The sequence below is a fragment of the Microcoleus sp. Pol12B3 genome (assembly GCF_036701355.1).
GTDB lineage: Bacteria > Cyanobacteriota > Cyanobacteriia > Cyanobacteriales > Microcoleaceae > Microcoleus.
Genome location: NZ_JAUBQS010000047.1, coordinates 25,543 through 39,382 on the forward strand (window position 1 = coordinate 25,543; position 13,840 = coordinate 39,382).

A 13,840-nucleotide genomic window follows, 5' to 3' on the forward strand; every position below is an offset into this window, starting at 1 on the left:
AATAAATACGTCCATCTTTTCTTGCAGCCCGTGCACAAATCTATAAAATATAGCTATTCTCAAAGCTGACCAAACAGAGGGTAAATGTGCGTAAATTGAGGAGGTGGCAATCATAATTACTCAAGACCGTAATCAGGGTTTTTCAGCTACCCGATTAAGTACAACTGAATTCAAACTTCAGAGCTGTCAAATTATTTAATTGGGGAACTAAAACGTCCAGATGTTCCGATGTTTATCGTCTATTGGGTGGAGTCTCCTGTGCGGTTTAGTCGCACAGAAGAGCTGATGACCAGACGTTTAGTGCGGAACAACTTTATTGCTAAATTCTCACTGCAAAAGATGCTGCTAATTCCCGTTCTGGTTCCATACCAACTGTAGGTGGCATGGAACGATTTGCTACTTGCTCAATTAGTTGTAAATGTTGCGGCAGCATTTTAGCTAAACTGTAGCGTTCTAGAGCGGTTTGACGGGCTTTGATGCGAATTTCTGCCATGCGGGTAGGATGGTCTAAAACTTCATCAATGCGATCGGCTACTTGTTTCGGTGAGAAGTAATCGACTAGCAAACCGTTTTCTCCGTCGCGGATAACTTCTCTGACTGGTCCTGTGTCGGAACCGATTACTAAACATCCGGTTGATAGAGATTCAATCATGGACCAAGATAGCACAAAAGGTCTGGTCAAATAAACGTGTACGTCGGATGCTTGAATTACTTTTAAATACAGTCCGTAAGGTAGGGGTCCGACAAAGTGAACTCGCGACAAGTCTAGGGGGACTTTTTTGAGCATATAATCTTTGTAAGACTCGCCGTTGGGTAAAGAACGCCCGTAACAAACTCTTTCGGAACCAACGATTACGACGTGACAGTTGGGGCGGCGTTCTTGCACATAGGCGATCGACTCAATGAATTCAGGAAAACCCCGGTAAGGTTCCATTCCCCGCGATACGTAGGTGACAATTTCATCCACGCCAGACAAGTCTAAGTTAGGTAAAACCAGTTTAGCACCGGGGTCTGGTTTGAAGTAATCGGTATCTACGCCGTCGTGGAGTGTGGATAATTTTTGTTGTAGTTCGGGCGGGAATTGCGATCGCTGCCAATAAGTGGGAGACAAACCCCAATCACAAGAATATAAATCGATCAGAATCGGCGCATTTTTGATTCTAATTCTAGCCATATCGTCAACTGTTAAAGGTTCCGCTGGGTCGAAATCTGCGTCTGAACCAATAGCATGATAAAACCACTCGAAATAGCACAAAAGCGGCGTATTTGGAAAGGCTTCTTTGACAAACAATGTCGGCCCCCAACCGGAATGTCCGCAGATAATATCGGGGACAAAACCATCTGCTTTGAGTTGTTCTGCCATTCTAAATACGGCTTGTCCGTAGATGACGGCACTTTCTAAAGGGCGGACGTATTGGTGAGTCTGGGCGTGGGGTTCCCGGCTGGGGGTAAATGCTGCTTTGCGAACGCCGGGAATGTTCCACTCTGGGCGCTCGTTTTTAGTGCCGAAAACAATTTGATTTTTGGGATCGGCGCCTAAAGCCGTGATAATGTGGCGGTATTGGGCGGGAAAGTTGGGATGGAGAAATAATGCTTTCATTGACTGTTGTCTGTTGTCTGTTGACTGTTTTCTGTTAACTGGTGACTGTTTTATGTCATTAGTTGGAATAAAATATTTGGATTCACCTAAAAAGCTTTGGTTTTATTCATTGATTCACCTAAAAAGCTTTGGTTTTATTCATTGGGGGTTGGTGCTTTGCAGATCCAGACGCAATCTCGCGGTACAGAAGATGTATTTTTCAGGATGATTTCATAGTTTAAATGATGGAGAAATTTTTCCATAATTGTATCAGTCATAACTGAAAAGGCTGTGCCGTCTCTGTGCCCTAGCAAGTTTTTGTCCCACTCGGTGGCGAATTTTTGCCACCCTAATTCGCTAAAAATATTTGTGTGGTGAAACACGCAAATTCGATCGCCTCGCAGCAGTTTGGGAATTCGAGTCAGATAGTTGAATATATCTACCGGCTCTACGTGTACCATTGTATCGTAACAAAAGCAGACATCGGCTGAACCGGGGGCAATGCCGTCTAATGTTAAACCGTCGAGTTTGACGTAAGAAACGCGATCGTCTCCCAAGCGCGATCGCGCCGCTTGCAGCATTTGACTGGAAATGTCCGCACAAATTAGTCGATCGCAATATTTCAGCAGCAGCGAACCAGTTTTTCCGCCGCCAATACCAATTTCTAATACCCTATGTTCTTTTTTGATGTAGGGTGCAATAAATTGCTCTTCTATCAGGGCTTCGTATTCGGCTAAGGAGTTGGCGGCACCTGCAGCTTTACCTATCCATTCGTCGCCAATATGGGCAAGTTCGGCATTAGTTTTTTGCCACTGTTGGGCGTAACTGTCCCATGCCCTTTCATAATCTACTCTTGGGCGATCGGTCATTTTTTCATCGTTCATTTTTGATTATTTTATAGTATTGATGGCTCAATTTTCAATAGGTTCCGCAATTCTTGGCAAATTATATTAAATCCTGCCAAAAGTCTACGAGGTGAGTTACTGCCCTTCACTGGGGCGGAGGCTGGCACTGTAACATGACTAATGACGGCTGAAATATGCTTCGCAGAAAATCTCTGCATAAGCTTGAGTCATTTCCTCAAAAGTATTAAGTGAATCCAAGACATATTTAGCATTTTCAGCTAACTGCTGTCGCAATAGTTTATCCTCCAATAAAGTAATCAAAGCTGCAACTAATTCATCCGGGCGATCGGGCGTATAAAACAAACCATTAATTCCAGGTCTCACTTGTTCTTTAATCCCAAAAACCGGCGATGTAACAATTGGCAAATCGCAAGCCATTGCCTCCAAAATCACTCTAGGAAAACTTTCGACGCGAGAAGTGCAAACAAAAATATCCGCCGATTTGTAATATTTTCCCGTCTCCCCAGTTTCCGGGACTACTGTCACCCTTTGCCGCAACTCTTCTGGTAATTCCCCCACTAACTCGGCTAATTTATTGCTGTAAATACTCGGGCGATCGCCCACAATAAAACACCTAATTTTATTGTGCCATTTGTCAGGCAAAAGTGAAAGTGCTTTAACTAAATCCTGCTGACCTTTGCGTTCGCATACCGTTCCCAGCAGCAAAATAACCACGTCTTCCGCTGCAACACCTAAAGTTTTTCTAGCCAATTCAGAATTCTGTGAATTTTCCAGTTTGCTCAAATCTAAGCCGTTGTGAATCACCGTAAAATTATGGTGGCTGTTGAGAGGCAAATACCTGTCCCGCGTTGCATCCGCCACAAAAATTACCTTGTAAGGAAAGCGAAAACACTCTAAAGCTCTTGCCGCAATCTCCGAACCAAACCTGTTAAAATAAGTTTGCCAAGGTTCGCTTTCGTGCACGTTCCACACCACAGGAATTCCGATTTGGTGCGCCGCATCAACTACAAAAAAGTTTTCTAAAGTATTGGCATAAATTGCATCTACTTTTAAACCTGCAATTTCTGTGCTAAAACTGCGGATGGCTTCATCATAAGCATCGCGCTGGTAGATGTGTTCGAGAGGATTGTCGCGCACAATTACTTCAATTCCCTGCTGTTGGTAAGCTTGACGCAGGGGCCCGTCTGTTGTGCAAAGTACGATCGGCTTAATCATACCCTCAGTCGCCAATTTCACCGCGATTTCGTACTGATGCAGCGGCGCACCAGTGAAATCCAGCGAATTGCTGCACATTAAAACTTTGATAGGATGGATAGAACTGTTTGCTACTGATAACCAACCACACTCAGCAAATTCTAATTCTTCCTTGTTCCTGACATCAGTTACATCAGTTACATCCCGTACATTGCTTGTTGCCGCACTTCCTTCTTCTTTCATAAAAACCCGTCGAGGTTGAATATGAAAATACTCATCTTCTAAAGACAAGTGAGGACTGTAAAAACTGTCATTTTTACCCGCATACTTGCGCCTAAAAGCCCCCACTTCTTGAGGATTGTCGGTAAAACCCCTAGAAGTTCCCTCTTTGTGCAATAACTCCGCATCGGGACAGTATACACACCGATAACCCCGTTCTAACAGCCGATATCCGTAATCTGCATCATTGTAAGCAACAGCAAAATTATCCTCATCAAAACCGCCCAATTCTAAGAACAATTGACGCGGAGTAATCGTGCAAGCGGCTGTTACCGCAGAGTAATTTCGCGTTACCATCGCTTGAGAAAGATAGCCTCGATTTTCGCTGTTCATCAGCTTAAAAGCGTGACCCGCCAAACCGTGATGGAGACCGTGAATTACGCCCGCGTGCTGAATTCTGCCGTCTGGATATAACAGCCTCGCGCCGACTGCACCCACGCCAGGGATTTGAGCGTATCCCACCATTTGACTCAGCCAGCGGGGGTTAATTACTTCAGTATCGTTGTTCAAAAACAACACATATTCGCTATCAACTTGTTCGGCAGCGCGGTTGTTAATTGCTGCAAAACTAAACTTACCACCAGGATTTTTTATATGCAAAACTTGGCAATTTAATTGCTTTAAATATTCCAGAGTTTTCGGGTCGTCGCTTTCGTTGTCGATGACGGCAACTTGATAATTTTTATAGGTTGTAGTTTCTAGAGAATCCAGACAGGCTTTCAGCAATTTAAGCTGATTCTTAGTAGGAATAATTACGGTTACTGATGGACCATTATCCGGGAAATCCTGGGCAAATATGCCCAAATTTTCTTTAATCGCCCATGCGTGCTGAGCGACATTGCCATTAATTTTTCGGCGGTTTAGTGCGTCTTGAATGGCTTGTTGACCGGCGGCAAAACTGGCGGGTTTTGCCGCCCCAGATATGGCGGTAGAACCGGGTGCGGTTCGCCAGTGATACAGCACTAACGGCAGGTGCGCGACGTGGCGAGAAATTTCGGTGGCTCTCAAGGCAAAGTCGTAATCTTGCGAGCCTTCAAGACCTATCCGCAAACCTCCTATTTCTTCAAAAATGTGTCTTTTTACGGCGCACAAATGACCGAGATACATATAGGAAAGCAGCAGTTCCGGCGACCATTCCGGTTTGAATTGGGGGGCAAATCGGCGACCTTTAGTGTCGATTTTGTCGTCGTCTGAGTATAGAAAATCGGTGGCTGGATGCGAGGCAAAATATAAGGCGACTTCGCCTAATGCGTCGGGAGTTAGTTCGTCGTCGTTGTCTAAAAACAGGATGATGTCGCCTGTTGCGAGGGCGGCGGCGCTGTTGGTGGCTGCGCTGATGTTTCCGTTTTCTGTACGAAAGGTGATGCGGATACGATCGTCCTTTTGAACCCAGTTTTTCAAAGTGTCAGCAACAGTGAAATCGGTGCTGCAATCGTCGGCAATGCAGAGTTCCCAGTTGGCATAAACTTGATTGATTACGCTATCGATCGCACTTTCGAGAAAATCTATCTGCGGGTTGTAAACTGGCATTACTACCGAAATTTTTGGCAGGGGTTCCCTGCAGGATTTTAACCTAGAAATCAAGTAATCGCGCGCGCGATCGTTCCACTGATTCACCTCCAGCCATGCGTCATATCTATCAATGGGTTGAGGCACCACAAAACCCGCAGGTGGCAGCAAATCTCCCGGCGCAGTAAACTGTTTTTGCTGCCGATAAATCTTCCCCAACTGGCGAATCACCTTCACAATTTCCCAAGGCATCGGCACAATTCTGCCGAGACGCTGTTTTCTTTCCTTCGCCCGCTGCTGAATTGCGGCTGTAAACCTTGATAACTCCTCAAATTTATCTGCACTTCGCTGCCAGATATGGTAGCGCCGCACAGTCAATTTTTTAGGCGCTTGAAAAGACAAAATTTCCCCGGTTTCTAACTCAGCTTGCAGAGACACGTGCCATTCCCCTGGCGGCAAATCGACAAGGGCCTCAAAACCGCTTTCCGAACTGTTAACCCAGTCAGGAAACACTTCGCCGACATCTTTTCGCCGCAAACCGTAGGCGCATTCTACAGAAGTATCGCCGCACAACAAGCTTAATTTAGCAATTTTGCGATCGTGGTGGCAGCACCAACCTGCAAACAAAATTTGACCCTGACGCTGTTCCCACACTACTGGTACATCTAACGATGCTTGAATCGTTGAAACTAACAACGGATAAGCTGCCAAAAGATGCCATTGACCTCGAGCGTCTTGCGCTTCCAGTAGCACTTCGTGTCGTCCTGCAGGCGCTTCCAATTCAATAGTAAAACCTGATTTCTTCGCAGCGGCAATATTAGAGTGTGCTTGCGCTATATCACTTCTATCTATGCCGTAAACGCCTGCAAAACTCTGGTCTTTAATTCTGGCGCGAACTGCTGTAGTATCTCTTTTTTGGTGAAAAACCCAGCCGACAATTAGCAGGTTGGAATCGCAAACTTGCCAAGTAGTAGGTTGATCTAACGAAAAAATAAATTTAGGGAACAAGTCGCGGATTTTGCGCTGAACTTCCCACAACTTTTCTCTCACTTGCCACCATATTGAAGACTTGATTATGGCAAGTTCTGCCCGAAAAGTTTCATTTTCCTGGCGGGAATTTTCTAATTTTTCCAGAGTATCCTTTAATCTTTCCTGATTTTGAGTTTGTGCTGTTTCTAGCTGAATTAACTCAGCTAACTTTTGCTGCAATATAAATTCAGTCTCTTCAGATTGTACCTGAGTTTGCCCTAATTCTGCTTCTAATTCTAATACTTTCGCTAAAGCTGTTTGAAATTGCGATTCTTTGCCTGCAAGCTGTACCTGAGTTTGTCCTAATTCTGTTTCTAATCCGAGGAGTTTCGCTAACGCTTCTTGAAATTGCGATTCTTTGCCTGCAAGCTGTACCTGAGTTTGCCCTAATTCTGCTTCTAATTTTAAGACTTTTGTTAAAGCTTCTTGAAATTGTGATTCTTTGCCTGCAAGCTGTACCTGAGTTTGTCCTAATTCTGTTTCTAATCCGAGGAGTTTTGCTAAAGCTTCTTGAAAATTTGATTCTTTGCCTGCAAGCTGTACTTGAGTTTCTCCTAATTCTGCCTCTAATCCCAACACTTTTGCCTGGGCCTGGTGAAATTGTTCTTGCCACTGTTTGAGTTCTGAAGAGCTAGTTTTTTGCTGTTTTTCGAGCAAGCGGATTTTTAGCCAATCTTCAAATGGCCAGATTGGAGATGCTGGGAAATGAATAACTCGATCGATCGCACCTTTCGATTCGCTGCTCAGATTGCCAGCTTGGGTTTCCAAAAGTTCATATAGTTCTAATGCTTCGGGAAAATATTTTTCTATTAAACTCGGTCTGTGACTTTTGACAATATCGTTGACTAATAAAGATTCTTCAAAATTGTCGCCCGGTATTGCACTTAAGTTAACATTAAATTTTTCGTTTACTCGTTCGATAAAAAGTTCGGGAGTGTGGCCGATGGGGTAAACGTTGGCTAGCAGACAGCGATGGGGAAAACGTTCGTAAAGTTCTAAAACTTTTTGATTGTAGTGAATCCACATTTTTACTGCCATTTCGGGATTTTGCAGCAAGCTGAAATCGGTTCCCCGGCGGTAAAGGGAATCGACTACTTCCCAGGGCGATCGATAAACACAGATAAAATTAGCTTCAGGGAGTAAAGTCAGCCAAAAATCCCAAAAAAGGGCTGTTCGCGGGTCTTTCCAACCCCAATGTTTGTGAGTTTGTTGGTTTTGGTCGATCGCCCTTTTGGCGATTTCCACGTATTCCGCTGCTACCGGAATCGTTTTTTCAAACGTACATCCGAGTTCATCAATACCGTGCGATCGCAAAACACTTTTGTGAAACTCCACAAAATCAACATTCTCGAAATGACCTTTCACATTTCCGTCGGCCGGGCCCACTAATTTTTTGCCAATATCAACCCCGACTTTCTGAAACAAAGAAGCTGTTAAAGACGTACCGGAACGGTGCATTCCGGTAACAATAAAAACCGACGGTTTGCTGTCATTTGTACTCACAATTTCTCTCCCTCGCCCTAATTCCCACACCAACCAAATTTACTCGCTACTCTCCCGCCAAGCCCAAGGAGTGCCTGACTTGAAACCACGCGGCTCTCAGCTTCCAGAACTTGCTGCTTTCCATTGCCAAAACCCGACACTTCGCTTGCTCTAGTTCTTGCTTGACATTAATTAGTTGATTTTCAGTTTTCTCTAACTGCATTTGCACAGATACTAACTGATTTTGAGTTTGCTCCAATTGCGTTTGAGCAGAAACTAATTGAGTTTGAGTTTCTTGCAACTTTGTTTGAGTAATCATTAACTTACTTTGACTTTGCTCCCATTCTATCCTAGCCGACTCTAACTGAGTCTCGAGTAATTTGAGTTTTGTCTGAGTAGAACCCAATAAAGACTGCGATTGCCTTTGGTTAACCAGCGATTTAACAGTGCAAGTTTCCAGAATCCATTCCAAACCATAGTTATTGATTGCTTTGACTATTAACACATCCTCCAGCGCCACAGTGTTTTTGGGTAAATAACAGCTCCACCCCGACTGCAAAGCCCCATCATTTTCAAAATATCCAGCCACATCCGGGCGATTGTAAAAAGGCTCGCACCTCTGTACAACCTCGCCGTTTACCAGCACTTGCAGCTCCTCAACTCGACCGTGGAGATTCACATCAGCCACCCATCCTTCCAGATACAAATTCTCCTTATTCGTAAAAGCAGCCACATCAATATATCCTTCCGGGTGATGATTAAATTTCAACTCCGAAAAATCTCTAACTAGCTCATTAGTGACAACATACAAATCCTGAAATCTGCATATGCCTTTTTTGATGCGGTGAACAAAAGCTTTGCCTCCGCTAACTCGCTCGACACATTCTCTCACAAACTTTTCTGTTACATAAGTTGTGCCGTATTCCTCCTTATCTAAAGACTGACTTTCGCTTTGAGGACTAAACAAAATACCATTAGCCGGCATTTCTATATTGGCTAGGCACAAACACTCATCGTGAACGCTGAACATCAAAATGCCGTTAGGAGTCAACAAATCGTACAAATTTTGCAACCAACTTGTAAAAGTCCTTTCCGGCATATGGCTGAAAAAAGAATTAGCCAGAATGCAGTCAAACTTGCGGTCAATTAAATAATTTTCTGGCTTTCCAGTTGAGACAATACCGTTGACCCCCAAGTATTCAGTTTGAAACTTAACAGCGTTAGCATAAATATCAGAAACCCAAATTCGTTCCGGCGGTATTTCCTGAATCAAATATCTTGTAAATCGACCGTAACCGCAGGCAAAATCTAGAAAAGAAGGTACATTTTCAAAACTGCCAAAATGCCATTCCACAACTTGTTTAACTGTATCCAAGATGCGACGCCCGATCGAATAATAGCGCACCAAAGCCCGATCGCGATCGTCTTTGACGTTGTTCAAGCTGAACAAATACATTTCATCGTCTTCGCAGATATTCAGTTTAAAATTTTCTGGAAACTTAGCTTGATCTTGAATAAATGCTTTGATTACGGAATTTTCGACTAAATCTAAATTGATATCGCTCATTGTTTTTACAGAATTTTAGATAACCTCTGTTGACTGCTCTTTCACTAGAAAATCAGCATTAACAACAGTTAAACACGGTTCGATCAGCAAGTCAACGATGCCGTTACCGCAGGACTCAGTACAAGACTGAACTCTAAACATCGCCACATCAACACAGCGATCCAGATACGTTAAATCTCCATCAACGCTTCCCACAACCCCAGCATTCAGAAAATAAACACCGGGATTCAGCAAACATTTAAAATGAAACTTTACTACAATTGTCGTTCCTGCTTCCACATATCTAACTGACTGAGTAGAAGCCTTCAAAGAAGCACCCGCCAACTCAAAACCGCTAATTGTTTTAATTAACATTCCAAACCTAACTTTGGAAGTTGAGCGGGAGAAAGTGACAGAGTAAGTATAAATATAATCTTGACGACCGATCAAGTGATTTACCACATTTCCCTTCAGCGTCTCAATGTGGGGGTTGATAATTTCCGCTCCGCGAGACGGATACCTTACCGTATTCGACGGTATCATCCCCGGATCGTAAAATTCATCATAATATTCCTTGGGTTTAGAGAGATGTTGCTCCGGTTTAACTTCCCTCTTTGTGCTTTCTAAATTAGCCTCCTGAAGCTGGTCTTGATTTTCCTGTTTTGTCAGTTGGTTCAGAGCTCGAATATCTGACTTCAACCCCAGAACCTGATCCGGATCGGCATAAATCAGCTTTTGATACTTAGAAATTACCACCTTCGGCGTGTGAGCGAGCAGCAATTCACCGCTATCCATTAAAATCGCAGAGGTACAAAGTTGCACCACAGAAGTAGCAGCGTGAGAAACAAATAAAATTGTTCCGCCACCTTCCTGAATGCTTTGCAAGCGGGCAAAACACTTGCGTTGAAACGCTTCGTCTCCCACCGAAAGCGCCTCGTCAACCACCAAAATATCTGGCTCTACGCTAGTCGCAACGGCAAAAGCTAGTCTGACAAACATACCGCTAGAATAAGTTTTGACTGGCTGTTCTATGAAATCGCCAATATCAGCAAAAGCAGCTATATCGTCAAATTTTTCTTCAGTTTCTTTTTGATTGAATCCCAGTAACTGAGCGTTAAAAAACACATTTTGTCGCCCGGTAAATTCCGGGTTAAACCCGCTTCCGAGTTCCAACAAAGCGGAGACTCGCCCTTTAACATCCACGCTTCCTGTGGTAGGAGTCAGCGTCCCTACAATTATTTGCAGTAGAGTGCTTTTTCCCGAACCGTTGCGACCGACTATTCCCAGAGTTTGTCCTTGAGGAATTTCCAGATTGATGTCATGCAGGGCCCAAAATTCGTCAGCCAGTTTTTTGCTGGGGTAAATAATTTCCTTTAAGCGGTCTCCTGGACGATCGTACCGCTTAAAACATTTGGAAACATTTTTTAGTGAAATTACATTTTCTGTCATCCGATTTTAGATTTTAGATTTTAGATTGATATTATGCCTGCTCTCACTAAAAATAGATTTGTAATGAGGACTTTAGTTCTCTGATTTTTATGAGGACTAAAGCCCTCACTACAAACCTTTATTGGGATTTTAGATTTTAGATTGACTGTAGATATCAAACAAATTTACAGCACGTCAGCAAAAGCGGGACGCAAACGCCGGTAAACCGTCAAGCCTCCACAAAATATAGCAGCAGAAATTAGCGTTGCGACACCCCATTCGCCCCAATGCTTAACTTCTCCAAGCAGTATGAGGTCTCGATAAACCTCAGAGATGGCGGCCATTGGATTCAGCCAAAATATCCACACTCGCCACTCTTGGGGGATGATTGATGCTGGGTAGACGATCGGCGTCAAATAAAACCAAAAATTTAGAATAACACCTAATGTCTGAGGAATGTCTCGCAAAAATACAGTCAAGCCGGCTGTCAAATATCCCAAACCCGCTGTGATTAGCAACTGAGGCACCCACACCAGCGGCAGCAAGCATAAAGTAGCGTTGAGCTTTTGCGACGACGCTACTACTATCACAATCAAAGCAGCTAAACCCAGAGAACTTTCAATAAAAGCTGTAAAAATCGGCACTAGCGGCAGCAAACCGAGAGGAAATACCACTTTTTTCACTAAATTCGGCTGCCCGACCACCGATACTCCCGACTTGATCAAACCGCTGGTGAAGGCACTCCAAGGCAGCAAACCTGCAAATAGCCAGACTCCAAATGTAATGTTGCTGTTTTCTGAGAAGCCTGCAAGGCTGAGCTTTACCTTGAGGACGATCGAAAATACGTATGTGTAAATCACCAATTGCGATAGCTGATTCAGCAGCGGCCACAAATTGCCCAGAATCGAGCCTTTGTATTGAGCTTCCAAGTCCCGGCGCACCAATGTTGCCAGCAGATTCAGCTTCGCCCACCGCCGGGGCGTATTTGTCGGCCGCCGGCAGCCCAGCCTTCGGACCTTTTGGGCAACTCCTTTCACAGTTCTCTGCAATTTTTTCGCCCTCGTTCACTCGCTTCACACCTAAATCAACTCAAGCTACAATTGTGCAGCTTTTGTTAAACCGCAATTATTCCACAGCCCCGCCGCTTTGATCAAGCATCTGTCACCCTGGCTTTGGCTTCTTCTTTCTTTCTTCTTTCCCCTTCCTTCGGAGGTTATTTTAGCCGATCGCCGATCGAACTGCCGAACCGATCGCTAGTTTTTGCTCGTCGTCGTAGCCCCACCGCTGGAAAAATTTTTCATACTCGCCGTTGGCATTCTGCAAACTTTCTAGCATTTGCGACGCTATAGTTTGACAGGTTGGGATTTGCAGCATTTGAATTAAATTGCGCGATCGCTCCTGCACTCTAGCAGAATCGGCCGCCATTTCCTCCTTTTGCTGCCGCGAATGATGTACAACCATTGCCGCCGACATCGCCAAATTTTTCACCAGCAGTTCTGCTACGATCTCAGGAGCCGATCGCAGCGCCTCGACTACTCCGGGTGACGGGTGATCTGCCTCCGGTCGATCGTCCGTTAGATAGGTGACAAAAAACCCCCTAGCACCGTTCTGTGTTTTCACCAGAGATGTAACAGCTTGCTGGATGTCGGCTTGTAAAAGTCGATCGGCCTCAATGAACGACAGTAAAGATTGAGTGAGCTCGATCGCCCCCTCAAAAGTTATGCTTTCCGATGCTAACAAAGAAGATGGAATACTCATAACGAACTCAATAATTGTCAAGATTCTGCCAATAATTGTAAACAATTCCCGCTGCCCGATCGCAGATAAATATGGCTATTATCTCCTCCAAACAACAGCCCTCCGACCAAAATCTACCCGAAGACATAGCCCCGGCCCGTCGCAAAAAAGTGGCCAAACCCCAGGCGGAATCTCTGGTAGAAGCGCAAGAACTACCCGACGAAATCAATAGCAAACAAGACGACAAAATCCGACCCCAGCGCTTAGCTGAATACATCGGGCAAAAAGACTTGAGAGAAGTTTTGGCGATCGCAATTGCAGCAGCTAAATCTCGCGGCGAACCTATGGATCACCTGTTACTCTACGGGCCTCCAGGGTTAGGAAAAACCACAATGTCGCTAATTCTAGCAGCAGAAATGGAAGTTGAATGCAAAATCACCACCGCCCCAGCTTTAGAAAAACCGCGAGATATTGTCGGATTGCTGATCAACCTCAAAGCAGGTGACGTGCTGTTTATAGACGAAATTCACCGTTTATCTAAAGTTACAGAAGAAATCCTCTATCCGGCGATGGAAGACTGTCGGTTAGATATTACGATCGGTCAAGGCAAAAGCGCCAAAATTCGCAGCATTCCCCTGAAACCCTTTACCTTAGTAGGAGCAACCACAAAAGTTGGGTCGCTGACATCTCCATTGCGCGATCGCTTCGGCTTGATCCAAAGATTGCGCTACTACGAAATAGACGAACTTAGTCTAATTGTCCAAAGAAGTGCCCAAGTTCTCGACACTCAAATCACCCCAGAAGGAGCCACAGAAATTGCCCGCAGATCGCGCGGAACCCCCCGGATCGCTAACCGCTTGCTGCGACGAGTTAGAGACTACAGCGAAGTCAAAAAATTAAAGCCAATTAATGGCGAAGTTGCCTCAGTCGCCCTCGAACTGTTCAACGTCGATCCGCTTGGTTTGGATTGGACCGATCGATGCCTTTTGACAGCAATGATCGAAAACTTTAACGGCGGCCCGGTGGGTTTAGAAACTCTCGCAGCTTCCACAGGAGAAGACTCTCAAACAATTGAGGATGTATACGAACCGTATTTAATGCAAATCGGATTTTTGCAGCGGACAAGTCGGGGCAGAATTGCCACAGCGGCTGCTTGGAAACACTTAGGTTTACTCGATGAAAAGGAGTAAA

Annotated in this window: 8 protein-coding genes; 1 reads left to right on the top strand and 7 read right to left on the bottom strand. The window is 44.6% G+C overall.

The features are described 5' to 3' along the window. Nucleotides 1–319: 319 nt before the first annotated feature. The 7 genes from QUA53_RS21085 to QUA53_RS21115 all read right to left on the bottom strand — a co-directional run bounded on the left by QUA53_RS21085 (nucleotide 320) and on the right by QUA53_RS21115 (nucleotide 12,670). Entirely contained in the window at nucleotides 320–1,600 is a 1,281-nt protein-coding gene (locus QUA53_RS21085) for a glycosyltransferase family 4 protein (RefSeq protein WP_333073645.1), read from the bottom strand. A 134-nt stretch (nucleotides 1,601–1,734) separates the two neighbouring features. Then, nucleotides 1,735–2,463 (bottom strand): class I SAM-dependent methyltransferase, encoded by a 729-nt coding sequence (locus tag QUA53_RS21090; RefSeq protein ID WP_333099622.1) that lies wholly within the window; start codon nucleotides 2,461–2,463, stop codon nucleotides 1,735–1,737. 138 nt (nucleotides 2,464–2,601) lie between these two features. Beyond that, the gene (locus QUA53_RS21095; RefSeq protein WP_333099621.1) at nucleotides 2,602–7,959 is read right to left on the bottom strand and encodes a glycosyltransferase; all 5,358 of its coding nucleotides are present in this window, start codon (nucleotides 7,957–7,959) and stop codon (nucleotides 2,602–2,604) included. A gap of 46 nt (nucleotides 7,960–8,005) precedes the next feature. Further along, nucleotides 8,006–9,505, bottom strand: a complete 1,500-nt coding sequence (locus QUA53_RS21100; RefSeq protein WP_333099620.1) for a methyltransferase — start codon at nucleotides 9,503–9,505, stop codon at nucleotides 8,006–8,008. Between the two features lie 15 nt (nucleotides 9,506–9,520). Then, the gene (locus tag QUA53_RS21105; protein ID WP_333099619.1) at nucleotides 9,521–10,933 is read right to left on the bottom strand and encodes an ABC transporter ATP-binding protein; all 1,413 of its coding nucleotides are present in this window, start codon (nucleotides 10,931–10,933) and stop codon (nucleotides 9,521–9,523) included. 164 nt (nucleotides 10,934–11,097) lie between these two features. Next, nucleotides 11,098–11,949, bottom strand: a complete 852-nt coding sequence (locus tag QUA53_RS21110; protein ID WP_445304975.1) for an ABC transporter permease — start codon at nucleotides 11,947–11,949, stop codon at nucleotides 11,098–11,100. Nucleotides 11,950–12,130: 181 nt separating this feature from the next. Then, on the bottom strand, nucleotides 12,131–12,670 hold the full coding sequence (locus tag QUA53_RS21115) for a hypothetical protein (RefSeq protein ID WP_333099618.1): 540 nt from the start codon (nucleotides 12,668–12,670) through the stop codon (nucleotides 12,131–12,133). Nucleotides 12,671–12,741: 71 nt separating this feature from the next. On the opposite strand from QUA53_RS21115, the gene ruvB reads away from it, so the two are divergent. Further along, on the top strand, nucleotides 12,742–13,839 hold the full coding sequence (gene ruvB / locus QUA53_RS21120) for a Holliday junction branch migration DNA helicase RuvB (protein ID WP_333099617.1): 1,098 nt from the start codon (nucleotides 12,742–12,744) through the stop codon (nucleotides 13,837–13,839). Nucleotide 13,840: the final 1 nt, after the last annotated feature.